The 20,024-nt window shown below is 50.6% G+C and carries 19 protein-coding genes; 3 read left to right on the top strand and 16 right to left on the bottom strand.

Going from position 1 to position 20,024, the window contains the following annotated elements:
- The 9 genes from larC to DWZ45_RS11870 form a co-directional block, all read right to left on the bottom strand.
- Positions 1-207 (bottom strand): nickel insertion protein (larC, locus tag DWZ45_RS14705; RefSeq protein ID WP_243023487.1); only part of this gene is annotated, 207 nt, incomplete at its 3' end.
- A gap of 103 nt (positions 208-310) precedes the next feature.
- On the bottom strand, positions 311-1,084 hold the full coding sequence (gene larB / locus DWZ45_RS11835; protein WP_118469270.1) for a nickel pincer cofactor biosynthesis protein LarB: 774 nt from the start codon (positions 1,082-1,084) through the stop codon (positions 311-313).
- 134 nt (positions 1,085-1,218) lie between these two features.
- Positions 1,219-1,848: an ATP-binding cassette domain-containing protein gene (locus DWZ45_RS11840; RefSeq protein WP_118469272.1), complete on the bottom strand. Its 630-nt coding sequence runs from the start codon at positions 1,846-1,848 to the stop codon at positions 1,219-1,221.
- Position 1,849: 1 nt separating this feature from the next.
- Positions 1,850-2,689 carry an ABC transporter ATP-binding protein gene (locus DWZ45_RS11845; RefSeq protein ID WP_243023489.1) on the bottom strand — a complete coding sequence of 280 codons (840 nt, stop codon included), beginning with the start codon at positions 2,687-2,689 and terminating at the stop codon, positions 1,850-1,852.
- 90 nt (positions 2,690-2,779) lie between these two features.
- Positions 2,780-3,589 carry an ABC transporter permease gene (locus DWZ45_RS11850; protein ID WP_118469274.1) on the bottom strand — a complete coding sequence of 270 codons (810 nt, stop codon included), beginning with the start codon at positions 3,587-3,589 and terminating at the stop codon, positions 2,780-2,782.
- Entirely contained in the window at positions 3,586-4,572 is a 987-nt protein-coding gene (locus tag DWZ45_RS11855; RefSeq protein WP_333549120.1) for an ABC transporter permease, read from the bottom strand. Before DWZ45_RS11855 ends, DWZ45_RS11850 begins: the two co-directional genes overlap by 4 nt.
- A complete protein-coding gene (locus tag DWZ45_RS11860; protein WP_118469276.1) occupies positions 4,565-6,229 on the bottom strand; it encodes an ABC transporter substrate-binding protein in 1,665 nt (554 codons plus the stop codon). Before DWZ45_RS11860 ends, DWZ45_RS11855 begins: the two co-directional genes overlap by 8 nt.
- Positions 6,230-6,504: 275 nt before the next feature.
- Positions 6,505-7,455 carry an HD domain-containing protein gene (locus tag DWZ45_RS11865; RefSeq protein WP_118469278.1) on the bottom strand — a complete coding sequence of 317 codons (951 nt, stop codon included), beginning with the start codon at positions 7,453-7,455 and terminating at the stop codon, positions 6,505-6,507.
- A 23-nt stretch (positions 7,456-7,478) separates the two neighbouring features.
- A complete protein-coding gene (locus DWZ45_RS11870) occupies positions 7,479-8,753 on the bottom strand; it encodes a S1C family serine protease (protein ID WP_233430292.1) in 1,275 nt (424 codons plus the stop codon).
- 279 nt (positions 8,754-9,032) lie between these two features.
- On the opposite strand from DWZ45_RS11870, the gene DWZ45_RS11875 reads away from it, so the two are divergent.
- From DWZ45_RS11875 to DWZ45_RS11885, 3 genes are all read left to right on the top strand, one after another.
- Positions 9,033-11,438, top strand: coding sequence for an endonuclease MutS2 (locus DWZ45_RS11875; RefSeq protein WP_117796702.1), 2,406 nt, complete (start codon positions 9,033-9,035; stop codon positions 11,436-11,438).
- A 65-nt stretch (positions 11,439-11,503) separates the two neighbouring features.
- A complete protein-coding gene (locus DWZ45_RS11880) occupies positions 11,504-12,217 on the top strand; it encodes a response regulator transcription factor (protein WP_107001860.1) in 714 nt (237 codons plus the stop codon).
- Between the two features lie 52 nt (positions 12,218-12,269).
- Positions 12,270-13,688: a HAMP domain-containing sensor histidine kinase gene (locus DWZ45_RS11885; protein ID WP_107001859.1), complete on the top strand. Its 1,419-nt coding sequence runs from the start codon at positions 12,270-12,272 to the stop codon at positions 13,686-13,688.
- Positions 13,689-13,717: 29 nt separating this feature from the next.
- Here DWZ45_RS11885 and DWZ45_RS11890 read toward each other — a convergent pair whose 3' ends face one another.
- The 7 genes from DWZ45_RS11890 to DWZ45_RS11920 form a co-directional block, all read right to left on the bottom strand.
- Positions 13,718-14,350, bottom strand: a complete 633-nt coding sequence (locus DWZ45_RS11890; RefSeq protein ID WP_022358806.1) for a helix-turn-helix domain-containing protein — start codon at positions 14,348-14,350, stop codon at positions 13,718-13,720.
- The gene (locus DWZ45_RS11895; protein ID WP_107001858.1) at positions 14,331-15,008 is read right to left on the bottom strand and encodes a DUF3990 domain-containing protein; all 678 of its coding nucleotides are present in this window, start codon (positions 15,006-15,008) and stop codon (positions 14,331-14,333) included. The genes DWZ45_RS11890 and DWZ45_RS11895 overlap by 20 nt, the downstream gene beginning before the upstream one ends.
- A gap of 225 nt (positions 15,009-15,233) precedes the next feature.
- The gene (locus DWZ45_RS11900) at positions 15,234-15,776 is read right to left on the bottom strand and encodes an L-serine ammonia-lyase, iron-sulfur-dependent, subunit alpha (protein ID WP_118469280.1); all 543 of its coding nucleotides are present in this window, start codon (positions 15,774-15,776) and stop codon (positions 15,234-15,236) included.
- A gap of 110 nt (positions 15,777-15,886) precedes the next feature.
- Positions 15,887-17,173: a TRAP transporter large permease gene (locus DWZ45_RS11905; protein WP_118469282.1), complete on the bottom strand. Its 1,287-nt coding sequence runs from the start codon at positions 17,171-17,173 to the stop codon at positions 15,887-15,889.
- Positions 17,174-17,182: 9 nt separating this feature from the next.
- Entirely contained in the window at positions 17,183-17,701 is a 519-nt protein-coding gene (locus tag DWZ45_RS11910; RefSeq protein WP_118469284.1) for a TRAP transporter small permease, read from the bottom strand.
- A 75-nt stretch (positions 17,702-17,776) separates the two neighbouring features.
- The gene (locus tag DWZ45_RS11915; protein WP_022358811.1) at positions 17,777-18,841 is read right to left on the bottom strand and encodes a TRAP transporter substrate-binding protein; all 1,065 of its coding nucleotides are present in this window, start codon (positions 18,839-18,841) and stop codon (positions 17,777-17,779) included.
- A 103-nt stretch (positions 18,842-18,944) separates the two neighbouring features.
- Complete coding sequence (locus DWZ45_RS11920) at positions 18,945-19,985, bottom strand: proline racemase family protein (protein ID WP_207663588.1); 1,041 nt, start codon at positions 19,983-19,985, stop codon at positions 18,945-18,947.
- Positions 19,986-20,024 lie beyond the last annotated feature (39 nt).

Genomic DNA, 20,024 nt, shown 5'->3' on the forward strand with positions numbered 1-20,024 from the left:
TTCTTCCTCTAAATGTACATCGAAATCATACGCATCGATTCCACATTTCTTCGTCCGCCCAAAATGCAGATGATACCCGGATACGCCCAGACTGTCCAGTGCCTGTACCAGTTTTTCCCGGCTTGCTCCAAGATCCAACAGTGCGCCAACCGTCATATCTCCACTGATTCCAGACGCACAATCCAGATATAAGATTTTCTCATCCATTTTTTACTTCTCCTTCCAGTCTTCTCTCTTTTGATACATTCCCGCTTTTCCGCTCTCATGCATCTATTGTCCTGTTTATTTCCACAATAACACAAACTTTCTATCACTCTGCCGTCTTCTTCGGCTCCCGCACCGCCAGGCGGTTGATCTGCGCCGCCAGATATGCTGCGCCGTAGCCGTTATCTATATTTACAACCGAAATGCCGTTCGCACAGGAATTAATCATCGTGATCAATGCCGACAGTCCATGAAAACTTGCACCATAGCCGACCGAGGTCGGAACCGCAATGACCGGATTTTCCACCAGCCCGGCGACAACTGTGCCAAGCGCGCCTTCCATTCCCGCCACCGCAATCACGCAGTTTGCCCGCGCAATCGCCTCGCGTTTGGATAAAAGGCGATGGATGCCCGCCACCCCTATATCATAGTAGCGCTCCACGCGGCAGCCGAAAAATTCTACCGTTTTGGCAGCTTCCTCCGCAACCGGGATATCCGCGGTTCCGCCTGTGCAGACTGCCACCAGCCCTTCCAGCTTCCACGGTGTCTCCGATGATTTTCTCGCCTGCAAAATTTTTGAAACCGGATCGTATTCTATCTCCGGGATGCGCGCCCGCACTAGATTCCACTGCTCTGGCGTCGCCCGCGTTCCGAGTACTTCCCCATTTTCCCGGTACAGCGTCTCGAAAATATCCGCCAGATAGGCATCCGGCTTTCCTTGGCAGAACACCGTCTCTGGGAATCCCGAACGCAATTTCCGGTGCAGATCCAGCTTCGCATACCCTAAATCTTCGTAAGGAAGATTCTTGAACGCATTCTCCGCTTCCTCAATACTCGTATCCCCCCGTTTTACCTCTTCCAACAGCTTCCGAACATCCATTTTTCCTCCTCCTTACCAAATCCCGAATTATTAATCTCTTACTATCGCCCATCTTCTTGTCCTTTGGACAAGAAGCATCCCTCGCTCTTATGAGCTCGGTCAATCCCGATTTTCTCTGTCAATATGTGCACTGGCTAAACTGCTGCCATCTTTTCCTGCAATGCCTTTAAATCAATCCGCCGCGTGCAAATCCGCTTCAAAAGAGATTCCGAATGGCTCACAATCACCATTCCCAGCTCCCGCTCCTTTGCCTCCTGCAAAAGCGCCTGCCAGATCTGGCTCTGGGTCACTGCGTCAAACATCGCGGTAATCTCATCCGCCAGCAAATACCTCGGATTTGCCGCCAGCGCTCTGGCAATACAAAACCGCTGCAGTTCGCCTCCGGAAAGCTCCGATGGGAACCGATCCAGCCATTCTTCCCGGATGCCAAGCCGTCCCCGGCTCTCCTCATCCACCTGACCGCCTTCACTGAGAACCTGGCGCATCCGCCAGCGCGGGTTGACCGCCTGCTCCGGGTGCTGCCAGATTAACTGCACCGGCATACAGCCCCGGATATTCTCAATCGGTATGCCGTCAATCTCTACCATTCCCGCCTCCGGTCTCTCATATCCCGCCAGCAGGCGACACAGCGTCGTTTTTCCATATCCGCTCGGCGCCACCAGCCCCACGCGCTCTCCCGGCTCAATTTTCAGGGAAATACGCGTCAGCACGTGGCGCCCGCCATTTTCATATGAAAAAGATAGGTTTTCTGCCTTTAGTGACATCTCATTCTCCTCCAAAAAATTCATGTTCCGGCAGCGCCCGGTAGAGCGCCTGCGTGTATGGCTCTTTCAGATTCCGTCCCTCCCGGAAGTTCTCCGGCTTTACTTCCTCCAGAATCGTCCCGTCATAAAACACCAGAATCCGGTCCGCCATCTCAATCGCCAGTTCCAGATCATGAGTAATCAAAAGCACCGCTGCCCCGTCCTGTGCCATCTCTTTTAAATGACGGATCACATGGCGCGCGGTCATCGCCTCCAGCCCCGGTGTCGGTTCATCCGCCACAATCAGCCTCGGCTCCTGCATCAGTGTCGCTGCCATCAGGACGCGCCGCGCCATGCCGCCCGACAGCTCAAATGGATAACATTTTTCCACTGATTCATCCAGCCCGTACCGCTTCAAAAGCTGGCGGCATTTTGCCCGCGTCGCTTCATCTTTTCTGCCGCCGCAGATCTGATCCCCGACCCGCATCAACGGATCGAGGTAGGAAACCCCCTGCGGAATCAGGGAAATCCCATTGCCCCGCAGCCCGGCAAGCCGCGTCTCATCCAGAACCTCTCCCTGATAGGAAATTTTTCCTTCCATCCGGCAGTTGTACGGCAAGATCCCCAGAATCGCGTGCGCCAGCAGGCTTTTTCCCGAACCACTCGCCCCGACCACCGCCGTCAGCTCCCCACTGAAAAGTTTGCAGGAAAGGTCGCGGAGCGGATGGAGTTCGCGCCGTCTAAGCCCACGCGCGTACTGCGTAAAATATAAGTTTAGATTTTGAATTTTCAATATCGGCTTTTCCATGGAATCACGATTTTCACGCAATCTCCGTTCTTTGAGAACGTCTGTCTGTTCCAAATCTGATAGCCGCATCGTTTTTGATTGTTTCTGTCTTAATCGCATCATTTTATCAAAATATATGTTTTTCTGCCTCATTCCCAGCATCCTCTACTCATGCACGCTCCCCGGATCCATCAGCCGCCCCAGGCTCTGCCCGATCGCCTGAAATCCCAGCGTTACCAGCACCAGTGCCGCGCCCGGAAAGAGCGCCAGCCACCATTTTCCGGTAATCAGGTACGACATACTCTCGGATAAAATAACACCGATCGCCGGTTGCTCGGAGGAAAGGCCGAAGCCCAGAAAGGTCACGCCCGCCTCATGAAGAATCGCATGGGGAAAGAGAAGAATTAACCCGGTTACAAATTGCCGCGATACCTGCGGTACTATGTGGTTCCAGGCAATCCACCAGGGCTTTTTCCCCAGTTTTTCGGAGATCCGCATATACGGACTGTCCCGGATCTGTAAGATTTCCGCCCGCAAAAGCCTCGCCAGGGACGCCCAGTGCGTCAGGGCAATCCCGGCTGCTACACCCCGGAATCCCTTTCCCAGACTGTAGGAAATCAGGATCAGGAGAAGCATGTGCGGGATTCCCATTACCAGATTAATCAGCCCGCATACCAATGAATCCATCAGGCCCCCGCCAAGCGACGCCAGCAATGCAAGCGCCAATGCCACCGCGGCGCTGATCGCCGCGGTCAGAAGCCCCAGCCGGATGCTTAAAGAAAGCCCCGCAACCGTCCGTTTCAGCATATCCCGCCCCATCCAGTCGGTTCCAAACAGCCCGCCGGTTCCCGGAGGCAGGTTTTTTCTCGCAAAATCGACCTGCTGTGCGGCATCCTCCCAGACGATTCCAAGCACTGTCACCAGAATCAAGAAAAGGAGGGAAATTCCCAGCAGCCAGAGTGTTTTCTTTCTCATGCCCTACCTCCTTTCCTAAGTCTCGGATCGACCAGCCGGTACAGCCCATCCGCCGCTGCATTTCCTGCAAATACAAGCACGGCACTGATGAGTGTAATTCCCAGCAGAAGCGGGATATCGCTTCCCAGCCCCGCCGTGACCGCCGCCCGTCCGAGTCCCGGATAGGAAAAGACCTGTTCCACCAGCACCGAACCGCCGAAAATCTCGCTGATCGAGCCAAATTGCAGCGTAATTACCGGGAGAAGCAGGTTGCGGAGTCCATGCCGGAAAATCAGCCGCCAGCCGCTCTCGCCCCGCGCCCGCGCATAGAGTACGTAATCACTTTCCAGAATCTCAATCACTTTTTCGCGCGTGTGCATCGCAATCGAAGAAATCCCTGTCAGTCCCAGCGTACACGCCGGCAGAAATGCGTGATACAGGCGATCCGCCAGGCTGACCTCGTCCGCCGCCATTCCCACCGGGACACTGAACCCGATTGGGAAGATGGGAAGCTGCACTGTAAAGAGAAGCAGCAGCACCAGCGCCAGCCAGAAGGACGGCGTTCCCGCGATCACGATGCAATAGCCCGTAATCAGGCGATCCACCCACTTGCCCCGTTTTGCCGCCGCTGCAATTCCTAAAAATATCCCCACGATTCCCGAAAACAGCCACGCAGACAGAAGGAGCCACACTGACGCAGACGCCTTTTCCGCGATCACCTCCAGCACCGGTCTGCGGTACAGAAGGGAAATGCCAAAATCACCATGACAGATGCCCGAAATCCAGCTAAAGAAGCGCTTCCAGACCGGCACACCAACGCCCCAGTACGCCTGCAGCTTCTCGATCTGCTCCGGCGCCATCGAGCCGAGCGCCGTCTGCCCGACATTCGTCTGCAGCGGATCGACCGGAGACATCGACACCAGCAGAAACGATACCAGACTGACTGCCAAAAGCAGCAGAATCAGGTGCAGCAGACTGCGCCCAAACCATTTCATCCTACTCATAGTACCACCGATCGACATTGTTGACGATGGACCAGCCGTGACCGTGCGGATGCACCTTCTGCTCTGCGACATGAAGCCCGTCTCTCACCCAGTACAGATGATCGACATTTACCAGCCAGATCCACGGAAGATCACCCTCGGCTGAAACGCCCGTCTCGCCGTCCCACTGCGCCGTTTTCCACAATTCATACGAACTTTCCAGATCCGGTGCTTCCAGGGCCTCATCCATATAAGCGTCCACGGTCTCATTCGCATACGGCGAATATTCTGCCAGCCCCGTATCTGCCTTTGTATGGTAAATATTATAAAATTCCATCGGCGTGTGCGCGCCCCAGCCCCAGAGAAGCGGCTGCGACTGTGCCTCGTCATACGCAGTATCCCAGCCGGTGCCGCGGATCGATGCGTCAATTCCAATCTCTTTTAACTGCTGTGCCGTATCGGCTGCCAGCGCCTGACGCACCGAATCCCCGGTCGGATAGAGAAATTCCAGAATGGCTTTCACTCCATCCTTTTCGCGGATGCCGTCAGCATTTTTCTTCCATCCCGCCGCATCCAGCATCTCTTCCGCCTTCTCCACATCATAGGAAATTTTCTCCATTTCATCGTTGTACCACGGCATCTTGTCACAGACACTATATGCCGGGCTGCCGTAACCATTTAACACATGATCGATCATTTCCTGCCGGTCAATCGCCAGGTTGATCGCCCGGCGCACCTGCACATCCGCGGTAAAATCATTGCCGATTTTTACGCCATCCCCCCGTACCGTCTCCGGCACTGCCGGGAGGTTAAATCCACGGTTGTCCACCGTCTCACAATCCAAAAGACTGAATTCTGGAACCGACTGGTCTGCATAGGACGCCGCCGTGTACGCCACATCCACCTGCCCGGCGCGCACCGCCACAAATGCCGCATCCTCTTCCATAAAGAGAATCGTGACCTGCCGCATCTTCGGCGCATCCCCATAATAATCCGGGTTGGCTTCCAGAATCACCTGCTGCCCCTTGTCCCACTGTTTCAGGATATATCGCCCGGAACCGATCGGATGTGTGCCGTAATCCGTTCCATATGCATGCTCCGGCACAATTCCCGTCACCGCCATCGTGTATGACCAGATAGCAAACGGGCGTTCCATCTCAAACACAACCGTCACATCATCGATCGCCTCCGCCTGTTTCAGCATTGAAAAATCGTTGACGGAACTCGTCTTTTTCAATGTGTTATAAGTGAATGCCACATCCTCCGCGGTCAGCGCCTCGCCATCCGTGAATTTCGCATCGTCGCGGATCGTCACCGTCCATGTCATTCCATCCTCGGAGGTCTCCACATCCGTCGCCAGATCATACCCGATACTCAAATCTGCTTCTGTCACCGTCAGGGTGCTCTGGATCAGCGGTTCATGCATATGCTCGCCCGCGCCCCAGCCATATGCCGGATCAAAGCCCGCCTCCGGCTCTGAAGTCGGCGGCATCGCGATAATAACGCTTGTTTGGGTATTTTCCGTCTGTTCTGCGCCGGAACCGCCTTTCTGTGCCTGATTTCCAGCGTTTCCGCATCCGGAAAGCATGACTGCCGCCGCTAAGGCAGTAACGCCAAGTTCCCTGGCTTCTCCGAACACCTTTCCAATGATTTTGCCTGTATTTTCTCGTTTTTTCATATTTTCTGTTGTACCCCTATATTTTTCTTTATGAAACAAAAGGATATCAGAAAAGTGCGATCCCTACTGAACCGCTGTACCTTCCTGGTATCCTTCTCCATTTTTCTTATTTATTTTATGTGCGGCTATTTAACTCGCTTCTCTGCCAACAGCATAGACACCTGATTCCTATTTTTTCGTTCCCCCGCTTCTGCAAGGCAGCATCTGCTTGTGCAGCGCTGTTTTCTTTTTCTTATATACATTTAGACTCATTTTAGATGTCTGTTATCTTATTATTATTCCGTCGGCGTCGTCTTTCTCACATTCGTCTCCAGGAAACGGTTATATCCGAGCCAGCCCGGATTCTCCCCGCCGCTCTTTAAGACTTCCAGCATCGTCTCCATCTTCGCATCGGTATTGTCCGCGAAATTCAATGCCAGCGCCTCCAGAAGCGCCGGTTTCTTCGGGGAACCGTACTCTAATTCGCCGTGGTGCGCAAGGATGCAGTGCTTTAACTCCGCCGCTGTCTTTGCCGGGAATCCCGGAATCTCCTTAATACGGTCTGCAACCATCATCGTGCCGATCACGATATGACCTAAGAGCTGACCGTCGTCCGTATAATCATTTTCCGGAAACGCGGATAATTCCTGCACTTTTCCGATGTCGTGGAACAGCGCCGCCGTCAGAAGCAGATCGCGATTCAGCGCCGGATATGACTTCGTGTAGAAATCACAGAGTTTCATAACACTTAACGTATGTTCCAAAAGTCCGCCCACAAAACCATGATGCACACTCTTCGCCGCCGAATGGAAGCAGAATTTCTTCACAAACGCCTTATCTTCCAGGAAACAGCTGGATGCCAGCTTTTTCAGGTACGGATTCTGGAAAGACTGCACCAGAGCCGTCAGATCCTGATACATTATCTTGATATCCTTTGAGCTGACCGGAAGGTAATCACTTTCCTGATACTCGCCCTCGTCTGCCTTGCGTATGCGCTTGATATTTAACTGGTTGGAACCCTGGAAAACCGTCACATCGCCGTCCACATAGACGTACTGCAGCGGCTCAAAATCATTGATGCCCGGAGAACTTAAATCCCAGATTTTGCAGTCTACCGTGCCTGTTTTATCCTGAAGCAGCACGGAAGCGTACTCTTTTCCGTTTTTCGTCACCGCGTGCTGTTTCGTCTTACATAAATATACGTCCGAGACTCTCATTCCTTCCCGGAACTGTTCAATATATCTCATTCTGCCTATATCCTCCTGAATTTCTATCTGGCGCGCAGAGATACCAAAAATGGAATTTCCGTGTATCCGTCGCGCCCTTTCCGCATCACATTTACCGATACAGACACGCCGCTCGCGGAATTTTCAATCTGCGCCTGGAGATCTTTGAAACTTCCGATCTCCTTTGTGCCAAATTTCACAATAATATCGCCGGGCTGGATGCCAGCGTCATATGCCGGGCTGCCGGAGACTGCCTCCGTCACGTAAACGCCCGCCGGAATGCCGCTCCCCTGCATCGCACGGCTCACATCCTGTCCCAGGATGCCCAGATATGCCGCCGAAGCGCCATTCGTCAGCCGCTCCAGAATCGGCTTGTAGCTGGAAATGGTGTACGCCGCCGTCCGATCCGTACAGCTCTCGCTGCGGCAGGACTCCGATGTCCAGCCGACCATCTCTCCGGCTGTATTGATCAAAAAGGTACCCGTCTGCGAATTGCTGCTGATATCCGCATACAGGATCCGCGTCAGTCCATCTGTAATCTGCACATTGCGCGCCACGTAGGATACCGTTCCGAACGAAAGCGAATGCACCTGTCCGGACGGACCGCCGATACCTACGAGGACATCGCCTGCCTTGACCGTATATGAATTGGCAAGTGAAAGCACCTGCACCTTTTTCCGCTCTTCTTCCGGCAGATTGCCGGACGGCACCGCCACAACTGCCATTCCGAGCACTTCGTCAATCTGGCGCACTGTACCAGCGATCTTCGTTCCATCCGAAAATCTCACATTGATCGAATCTGCTGCCCGCACCGCATCGGCGTAAGTAAAGATCAGAAATTCTCCATCACTCTCCGCGATGACTGCACCTGCATAATCACCCGTATTTTCCACCGGGTTTCCAAATATATCCGTATCCTGTTTGCCGGAGCTGACCGTCACGATCGACTTATCACCCTGTTCCCCGATTCCACGCAGCACCGACGTCATCGAATTGAAATTGTCTGCGGAAAACTGATAGCTGGAAAGCGCCTCGCTGACCGCCTCATCAATCTCCTGCTCCATTTGTTCCGGCTGCGCTGTCATATCCGCATCTGCACCGTCCGACGGCGAAACAGAGTCCGGATCGTCCTTGGAAAACTCGACTGAGGATGTCTCCTGCATCCCATTTTCCTGAAAACACCGATCCGCAAACGGCTTTACCGCCGCAAACGAAACCGCCGCGACTCCTCCAAATGCGGCTGACGCGCATACAAAGAGAGCCACCCGCTTCGCAATCTGTTTTCTGGTCAGCGGCGGCTTCACTATCGTTTCTCTCATGAATTCCCGTTTTTCCTTTTTTTCAAGTTCTTCTGAATCCGGCATTTCACTTTCCCCTTTGCATAACATATCCTAATTATACTTTCCTTCTTAAGGTTATGCAAGAAAAAAGTGCGAATGCTTGGCTAGACGGCGGGGAATGTGATATAATGTGAACACTTGACGAGGTCTTTTCGAGTCTAGTGAGAACTTATACCTGACCACTTAATGAGGTCTTTCACGAATTTAGTGGTCACGGTATCATGTGAACACCATTTAAATTAAGAGGATTACCACAACATGAATGAAAAAGCATTAAAAACTCTCGAATATACAAAGATCATCGACCAGCTCACGGAGTACGCCTCCACGGAGATGGGAAAACAGATGTGCCGGGAACTGCAGCCGTCCTGTGATCTGGGGACGATCCGGCAGAGCCAGACGGAGACGACCGATGCCCTGACGCGCGTCCGCATGAAGGGAAGTCTCTCCTTCGGCGGCGTGAAGGATGTGCGTGGTTCCATGAAACGTCTGGAAATCGGAAGTTCCCTGGGGATCCCGGAGCTTCTCGCTGTCAGCTCCCTGCTGACAGTCGCTGCCCGCGCGCAGAGCTACGGACGCCATGAGAAATCCGAAGAATTTCCAGATGATTCCCTCGATGAGCGCTTCCGCGCCCTGGATCCGCTGACGCCGGTCAACAATGAGATCAAGCGCTGCCTGCCATCCGAGGATGAGGTCAGCGATGACGCAAGTCCGGGACTTGCCAAAGTGCGCCGCTCCATGAAGATCGTGGGCGGACGCGTCCATACCCAGTTAAATTCTATTTTAAATTCCAGCCGGACCTATTTACAGGATGCCGTCATCACAATGCGCGACGGGCGCTACTGCCTGCCGGTCAAGGCTGAGTATAAATCCCAGGTTCCAGGCATGGTGCACGACCAGTCCTCGACCGGTTCGACTGTATTTATCGAGCCGCTCGCGATCGTCAAGCTGAACAACGAACTGCGCGAGCTGGAAATCCAGGAAAAACGGGAAATTGAGTTCGTTCTGGCAGCTCTTTCCAGCCAGCTTATGCCTTACACCGACGCGATCCTCTCGGATCTTTCGATTCTGGCAGAGCTCGATTTTATTTTCGCAAAGGCAGCTCTTTCCCGCCACTATAACTGCGTGGAACCGAAATTTAACAACAAACGGTATATCAATATCAAGGACGGACGCCATCCTCTCTTAAATCCGAAACAGGTCGTTCCGATCAACATCTGGGTTGGCGATTCGTTTGACCTTCTGATTGTGACGGGTCCAAACACGGGTGGTAAAACCGTTTCTTTAAAAACCGTCGGACTCTTTACCCTGATGGGGCAGTCAGGACTCCATATCCCGGCATTTGAGGGATCCGAGCTGGCTGTTTTTGACAATGTATTTGCCGACATTGGCGATGAGCAGAGCATCGAGCAGAATCTGAGTACATTCTCCGCCCATATGACGAATATCGTTTCGATTTTAAATGAGGCGGACGCCAATTCGCTCTGTCTCTTCGATGAGCTCTGTTCCGGTACCGACCCGACCGAGGGCGCGGCGCTGGCGATTGCGGTTTTAAATTTCCTGCACAACATGACCTGCCGGACGATCGCAACCACGCATTACAGCGAATTAAAAGTCTTTGCGCTGACCGCGCCAGGCGTTGAAAATGCCTGCTGCGAGTTCAACGTCGAGACTCTCCGCCCGACCTACCGCCTGCTCATCGGTATTCCAGGAAAAAGTAATGCATTTGCCATTTCCCGCAAGCTGGGGCTGCCGGATTATATCATCGACGAGGCGAAAAACCAGATGGAGCAGAAGGACGAATCCTTCGAGGATCTGCTTGCCAATCTGGAAAACAGCCGCGTGACCATTGAAAAAGAGCGCGAAGAGATCGCCTCCTATAAACAGGAAATTGAAACGCTGAAGAACCGCCTCCAGCAGAAGGAAGAACGTTTCTCCGAGCAGAAGGAAAAAATGCTTTCCAAAGCCCGCGAGGAAGCTCAGAAGATCCTTCAGGATGCGAAGGACACCGCCGATCAGACGATCCGCAACATCAACAAGCTTGCCAAGTCTTCCGGCGTCAATAAAGAACTGGAAGCTGAGCGGACCAAGCTACGCGGCAAGATCCAGGATGTAGACAAGAAACTGGCAGTTAAGAAAACCGCCGCACCGAAAAAAGCCGTTTCCGCGAAAAAGCTGCGTCTCGGCGATACCGTGCGCGTTCTCTCGATGAATTTAAAGGGAACCGTCAGCTCCCTGCCGAACGCCAAGGGCGATCTGTATGTACAGATGGGAATTCTGCGCTCCCTCGTCAATATCCGCGATCTGGAAATGGTCGAGGAAGCATCCATCACCGGACCGGGACTTTCCGGCACGCATACGGGTGGTTCCCGCGGATCCGGAAGCGGAAGCAGCAAGATCAAGATGTCCAAGTCCTTCAGCGTATCGCCGGAGGTCAACCTGATTGGCATGACCGTCGATGAGGCGATCCCGGTACTCGACAAATACCTGGATGATGCCTACCTGGCGCATCTTCCGCAGGTCCGCGTCGTACATGGTCGTGGAACCGGCGCTTTGAAAGCGGGCGTACACCGCCACTTGAAGAAATTAAGCTATGTCAAGGAATACCGGCTTGGCGAGTTTGGCGAAGGCGATACAGGCGTTACAATCGTGACATTTAAATAAGAAATATCCATAACTGTGAAGGTACTGAACAGTTACAAATATCCAAAAAAACAGGAGGAATCAACATGGCTGAAAAGCAGCGCATTCTCATCGTAGATGACGACTACAACATTGCTGAACTAATCTCACTTTACCTGACGAAAGAATGTTTTGAAACGAAAATTGTCGGAGACGGGGAAGAAGCTCTCCGGGTATTTCCCGAATTTCAGCCCAACCTGATTCTCCTTGATCTGATGCTTCCGGGCATCGACGGCTATCAGGTCTGCCGGGAACTGCGAAGTACCTCCCAGGTGCCAATCATCATGCTCTCCGCCAAGGGCGAAATCTTTGATAAGGTGCTGGGGCTGGAGCTGGGCGCCGATGACTACATGATCAAACCATTCGATTCGAAAGAGTTGGTTGCCAGAGTCAAAGCCGTTCTGCGGCGCTACCAGCTGCCGGTGCAGATGCCTGCATCGTCCGTGACCGAACAGCATGGCAATTTTGTCGAATATCCGGATCTCATCGTCAACCTGACGAACTACTCCGTCATTTACAACGGACACTCGATCGAGCTGCCGCCGAAGGAACTGGAACTGCTCTATTTCCTCGCGTCCTCACCAAACCAGGTATTCACAAGGGAGCAACTTCTCGACCATATCTGGGGATATGAATACATCGGCGACACGCGGACGGTAGATGTCCATATCAAGCGGCTCCGTGAAAAAATCAAGGGCAACGACAAGTGGGCGCTGACGACCGTCTGGGGGATTGGATATAAATTTGAGGTAAAACGGTAACTGTTAGTAAAGGAACTGAACTGTTACGTGAAGAGGTAACCGGAGGTTTACCATGAAATCAAACCACTACACACATTCTCTTTATTATAAACTGCTGATCGGCTATCTCATCTTCGGTCTGCTTGGATTCATCACGATCGCGACCATCTCATCTGAGATGACCTACCACCATCTGGTGGAACGCGAATCGGAGGTTCTGTATGACGAGGCGACCATGATTGCCGATCGGTGCAGCAAAGCCTACGAGGGCAAAACCATCAATCTCGACTCGGCATACCCACAGCTCGAGGCGGTTTCCGCCTATCTGCAATCGGATATCTGGATCCTGAACCATGAGGGCACCATCGTTGCGGACAGCAGCGACAGTCGTACCGGCATCGCAATCGACGATTTCGACCCGACCGCACAGGGCAACCGGCTCTATTCCATCGGACAGTATTACAACCTGTTTGACAGCAAAGTACTCTCCGTTTCCGCCCCGATCACAGGCAATATGAAGACCTACGGCTACATCGTGATTCATATGCCAATCCAGAACATTGAGGCGGAACAGAACGGATTTCTAAATATTATTTACATAACATCGATCATCCTGTTCTTCCTATCCCTGGTGGTGCTTCTTGTTTTTACAAAAGTGGTCTATTTCCCGCTCAAAAAGATTACGGTCGCAGCCAATGAATATGCAGCCGGAAACCTGGCACACAATATCCCGATTACCACCCACGACGAGATCGGCTATCTCGCCAGCACATTAAACTATATGTCCAGCGAGTTAAATGAAATGGAACAGTACCAGCACAATTTCATCGCGAACGTATCGCACGATTTCCGCTCGCCGCTGACCTCCATCAAGGGCTATCTCGAGGCGATTCTCGACGGCACAATCCCGCAGGAACTCTATCATAAATACCTGCACATCGTCATTTCCGAAACCGAACGCCTCAACAAGCTGACCCAAGGCATGCTGACACTCAACTCCTTGGACAGCAAAGGCTACTTAACCCGGACAAATTTCGATATCAACCGGACGATCAAGGATACCGCCGCAACCTTCGAGGGCACGTGCAGCGCGAAAGGCATCACGTTTGACCTGACCTTTGCGGATAGCATCCAGATGGTCTACGCCGATCTCGGAAAAATCCAACAGGTTCTCTACAACCTGATCGACAACGCGATCAAATTCAGCCACGAGGATTCGATCATTTACATCCAGACCTCCATCCGGTATGAAAAAATCTTCATTTCCGTCAAAGACACCGGCATCGGCATCCCGAAGGACAGCCAGAAGAAAATCTTTGAACGTTTCTACAAGACCGACTTATCGCGCGGAAAAGATAAAAAGGGCACCGGGCTGGGGCTTGCGATTGTCAAAGAGATTATTCAGGCACATGGGGAAAATATCGACGTTGTCAGCACCGAGGGCGTGGGGACGGAATTTATTTTTAGTCTGCCGAAGGCGACGGCGCTATAGCAAATTGAAACTGTCAAATCCCTTCGCAATTACAGCAAATCTTCCATCTGGCATCCCAGTGACCGTGCAAGCGCACGCACGGTTTCTGCGGATGCTTTTTGAATCTTCTTTTTTCCCTGTTCATACTGCTGAATACTCCGCAGCGTAACCCCCGATTGCTCTGAAAGATCCTTTTGGGTATATCCCGCCATCTTCCGGATCCGCCGCAACGCGTTTTTTCCCTGCTCTTTTCTTCGAATGATTCTGTCTGCCGCCTCAACAAATTTATCCTCCGGAGCTTCATGAAGTGCCGGATACATTTCCACAACCTCCCGGACCGGAAGCCCTGCTTCAATTTCCTTAAATTTCTTCTCACTGTACCACTGATAATACGCCAGTATCCAGCCACTCCAATACTCTCTGGAACAGGTAAATTCTACCTGCGGTTCCGGCAGTTCGTCCTTTTTTCCCGCTTTTCGAAGCACTTCCTCCGCAAGCTCCGTTCCAGAAAAGCCGCTCACTACTCTTGGTACACCTTCCCCAAATTTTTCTGCATACCCAGTTGTAAGAAACAATTTCCAAAAATCTTCCAGATCCATCCCACAGGCATTGACCGCATAATCTGTCATTTCCCCCAGATTTCTCATCGCATCATCCAGATATTCAATCCCATAAGCGCTCATCCTCAGCCGACACCTCCCCTCGAATCAAATCCCGCATATAAATACCGTCGATATCATCCTCTTCCACCTTTTTCCGGTATGCATTTCTAGCTTGCTCATCCCTGGCTCTTCGTTTTACATAATATTCCACTGAATCTACTCCTTCATAAGAAAGAAAGTGTATCGCCTGAAATGCCTTCTGACTCTTTAATACATACTGCTCTCCCAATTTTCCCAACCGCATCGCATACGAAAGCTGCTCTAACGATATTTCATTATTTACAAACGCCCTTGCAAATGAAAAATACGAATCATCCGCCCGGTACCCAATCACCACATCATATCCGTCCACATCCGGGAGGAAATGTTCCAGCAGCCACTCTCTTCCCCGTTTCATGACCGCCGAAGAAAGGCGGATTTTCCGGTATTTCATCAAAATCGCCAGCCAATGAAGAACGCTGTAGTGCTTCTCCATCAAATTTAAAATCAAAAGACCGGTTTCATCCATTTCATACTGATTCACATAGCCGTCCTCTCGCTCGGCGCACGACCACTCCTTCGCCAGCTCCAGACTCTCCGTACAATAAAAGCCCTGTCCGTAGTCATTATAGACCTTTCCCTGACCATACATAGGAGTAGAAATAATTTCCAAGGAACCGTGATATAAAATTTTTCTCATTCTGAGGAACCTCCTTATCTATTATGGGAGCAAGTAGAAACATGTGGTATATAAAAAATAGATTCGTTTTAATAAAAATAACTCTATAGAGATATTTTTATTAATATTATATCTCTATAGAGTTATTTAATCAATTTTTATTTCAGATCTTAAAAAGATATGCCACCTTACAGTACGCACCTTACACAAACTGTAACTGTCCTTTCACGATGTTTCGAATTACACCTACCGCGCCTCTTCCCCCGGAAAATGCGCGTCGGACCGCTTCAGAATCTCCCGGGCAGTCTTTGTCTTTCCAAGACCACCAAAGGTACAACGCAGTTCCAGCGGCAGTGACAGACCGATCTCATAGATTGCGCCTATTGTCTCATCCAGCGGGATCACCTTGTCATAACCTGCCAGAATCATATTGGCGCTGGCGAGCGCATTGCTTCCTCCCATGATATTTTTGCCGAGACATGGCCATTCAACACGGTTTCCGACCGGATCGCAGGCAAGCCCTGTGATATTCTGAAGCCCTACGGACGCCGCATCCAGCTCCATATTCAAAAGTCCGCTGGCAAATCCCATATCCGTTCCGTGTCCCGTGTGCGATGCCGCCAGCGCACCATTGACATCAAAATCAACAATCGCTTTTTTCACCGGTGCATCCAGAGATTGCCGGATCATGGAGGCGATCCGCGCCGCCCCCGCCACATGGGAACTGGAAGGTCCGCGCATCACCGGACCGAGTACATCATTGAAGATACTGCAGGGTAGTTTTTCCATGGTTTGTCCTCCTTTTTGTATCAATCATTCCATGTTTTTTATTCATCATTTTTGATTCGTGTTTTTGTAAAGGAAAAGGGAACGTCCAACTTCAACGTCCCCTCTCGTTTCTATCGTCCCATTAAAATAAATGGAATTCTGGATACTACCGGAACATTCGTAATAATCGCTAATGCTGCCAGCATCGCTACCAGGAATGGTATTGCATTTCGAACCGTATCTCCAAATTTACATCTTGCAATATTGGTTGCCGTGTATAAGCAGACACCTACCGGCGGAGTTGCCAGACCGATGGTCAGGTTCAGGCAGACAATCATACCAGTCTGAATCGGGTCAACGCCCAGGCTTGCCATCGCCGGTGCCAGAATCGGCGCTACCAGCATGATTGCCGGAGCACTATCCATAAACATACCAACAACCAGAAGAACCAGATTGACCAGTAACAGTTTCACTGCTAAAGAAGTATGAAGACCAACCAGCATATTCGTTACAGAAACTGCCCATCTCTCATTGGAGATAACCCATCCAAACAGATAGCAGCCGCCGACAATCAGCATAACCGTACCACTGTCGATCGCGCTGTCGATAATCGATTTCCAGAGCTCTTTCCAGCCAACGGTCCGGTATACAAATGCCGACAAAATCAGGGAATAAAGAACCGCTGCCGCCGCTGCCTCGGTCGGAGTAAAGAAACCACCCATGATACCGCCAACAACGATGATCGGAAGTCCGATACATGGAAGTGCCTGTCTGGTTGCTTCCCATTTTTCCTTCCAGCTTGTCTTAGGACCTGCTGAAAAATCACGTTTCACTGCAAATACATAAACAACCAGCATCATGATAATACCCATCAGGATACCCGGTACTACTCCGGCGATAAACATATCGCCAACGGATACCTTCGCTGCCGCACCGTAAATAACGAATGCCAGACTCGGTGGGATAATCGGGCAGCAGCAGGATGCACACGCGGTCAGACCTGCTGTAAACGCCGGATCATACTTTTCATCCTTCATTGCCGGAATCATCAGGCATCCAACTGCCGCCGTACCAGCTACCGCCGAGCCTGAAACTGTACCAAACATCATACATACCAGGATGTCTACCATCGCCAGACCACCCTTGATATGTCCAACGAATGCCTGTGCGAAACGAACCAGACGCATGGTAATACCGCCGTGATTCATAATATTTCCTGCCAGAGCGAAGAATGGAAGACAAAGCATGGTAAAACTATTAATACCATAGATAATTCGCTGCGGAACCAACGCCAGGTTGGCATCACCGGTACTTAAAAGCGCATAGGAGACCGTCGCTACGATCAATACAAAAGCAATCGGAACGCCTAATGCAAGAAACAAGAAAAAGCTTCCAAATAAAATTATACTGCTGAACATATTGACCTCCTACTCTTCATCCCCCGGAAGAGGAATCTTTTTCGCTTCCCCGTAACATATATTTTCAAGAAGCTGCACAAATGTATAATAAATCATAATGAGACCGCTGACCGGAAGGGCTGCATAAAAGAGCGCCAGCGAAACCTTGATCGTCGTTCCCAGATGTGGAATCTGTGCAACTGTATAGTTCCAACCTGAAATTGTAAATAAAACAAGTGCAAATAATAAAATCACATCCGCCAGAACCAGCATAAACTGACGTGTTTTTCCATGGCACAAGTTAATTACCATGTCAACACCGATATGAAGCAGATGACGGCTTGCTACGGCACTGCCAAGCATCGTGGTCCAAACGAAGATATAACAGGAGAACTCCGTTGCCCATGGCATCGTAGCTCCAAACCATCGCAAAATAAACTGGCCGATTACCGCGATACATAAAGCAATTGACGTAACCCCTAATGCAACTCTGGCAACCGTATTGATCACGTCGCCAATCTTGTGAAGTTTTTCAATCAATCCTGCCATTTTTCTCCCCTCTTTGTAAATGTACTCCCGAAAACAGGCTCCGGGAGTACATGATAGTTCAAAAATTATTGTACTTTATTTCGCTGCGCGAACCATCTCAACCAGACCTTCCCAGGTCGGATGTGCCGCGTACATTTTATCATATACCGGAGCAACTTTTTCTTTCCATGCATCAATATCAGTCGGACGTGTTACGGTATAACCTTTTTCTTCATACTCAGCAATCTTTGCCTCGTCATTTTCCAGGAACCAAGCTCTCTGCTCTTCGCCTGCTTTTATAGCTGACTCTTTCACGAGTTTCTGGTCTTCTTCGCTTAAACCCTCATACCATTTTGAAGAAGCAACAATGATACCGCTGGAATAGTAATGATGAATATCGCAGATATTATTAACAACCTCAATATAACCATCTGCTACTGCATATAATGCACTATTGTCTGTTCCATCTACAACGCCATTCTGAAGTCCTGTGAACTGCTCGCCAGATGCCAATGCAACCGGTGTAGCACCAAGTGCTTCGTAGGTTGCCACGCAAACTTCATTCTGCATGGTTCTCATACGAACGCCCTTCATATCATCTACGGTATTAATTGTCTTATCTTTAGTCAGGATATTTCTCCAGCCATCCTCATGGAAACCAAGTCCTGTAATTCCATCAACCGCGCTTAACTGTTCCAGAAGGGAATTGCCAAATTCTCCCTCCAGCGCTTTATTGACATTATCCTCATCCTCAAACAGGAATGGAAGCTCAAAAATGCCTAAATCTGGTACAAATCCGCCCAGTGCACCAGTTCCTACCCAGCCGATTTCCAGGTTATTATTCTGAACCATCTCAACACACTCAACCTCGTCGGTTGTCATATCGCCTGCATAAACCTCTACTTTAATCCGTCCGTTGCTGCCCTCCTCGACCAGCTTTTTAAAAGCATTCGCACCGTAATCATACGGAGAACCGGTTCCACATACATGTGCTACACGGATCGTCATCTCCGCTCCGGAAGTATCTACGCTGGAACCACTATCTGCTGCTTCGGTTCCGGCTGCAGATGCGGATGAAGAAGAATTTCCGCCTGAACACCCCGCCATTGCCATCGCTCCGATTACCAATGCCATCGTACCGCAAAGCCATCTCTTTTTCATAAAGTATCCTCCTTTATACTGTTTTTATGTGAACTCCCGAGGTACTTCTTTCCCTCAGAAGTACCTCCCTGTACCTTTAAACTCTTATTTTGTTTCTATCGATTTAGCCTAATAAGAAACCTTCCGGGAATGGATCGTCCGGATCGAATAACCATGTACTCTCTCCCATTACAAACGCCCGTCCGCTGATCTCCGGTACTACTGCCGGAATTCCTGCCACCTCTGTCTCTTCAACGATATGGCAGTGGAATAAACTTCCAATCAGGCTCTCATGCACAAACGACTGTCCGACTGCCAGCTTTCCTTCCGCATGAAGAAGTGCCATCTTCGCTGATGTACCGGTTCCGCAAGGGCTTCGGTCAATCGCTGCCGGGGGAATGACAACTGAATTTTTTACGTCCGAAACCCCTTCTGTACCCGGTTCGAAAAATTCCACATGCGTTACCTGGTTCATGATTTCCAGATACGGATGCTTGACTGTTACCTGCTCATTGATAAACTTTTTAAGATAATTTCCTTTTTCGACAATCTCTTTTGCATTTTCTTTATCCAGCTTTAAGCCCATTGCCGATGCCGGTACTAACGCAAATACATTTCCACCGTATGCGATGTCTAACGGAATCTCACCATATCCAGGAACCTGTACCTTTACATCCCGATTCATCACAAATGCCGGGGCATTTTTAAAGGATACCCGCACCGCCTTGCCATCTTTCACCTCAATTTTCACTTTTACCAGTCCAGATGGTGTATCTAAGGTCGCATATGTATACGGTTCCTCCGCTTTTAAGAGTCCGCTTTCAATCAGTGCCGTTGAAACTCCGATCGTATCATGTCCGCACATCGGCATCCAGTTTCCAACCTCGTAATATAAAACACCAAAATCTGCCTCCGGATTGCACGGCTTGGTAACAATCGTTCCGGACATTACGTCATTTCCTCGCGGTTCAAAACAAATTGCTTTTCTCATCCAGTCCTGTTCCTGCATCATATAGAGCATCTTTTCTTCCATCGTGTTCCCCGGAATTTCCGGAAATCCCGATAAAATGGTTCGGGTTGGCTCTCCCTCTGTATGTGTCTCGATGCAGGTTACTGCCTTTCTCCCCTTAATCTCCTGCAAACAAAATTCATTCTTTTTTTCCATAGGCTCCTCCGTATTAAAAATTTTGTCCGTTCTCTTTCA

The organism is Clostridium sp. AF32-7AC (assembly GCF_003477925.1).
Lineage (GTDB): Bacteria > Bacillota > Clostridia > Lachnospirales > Lachnospiraceae > Otoolea > Otoolea fessa.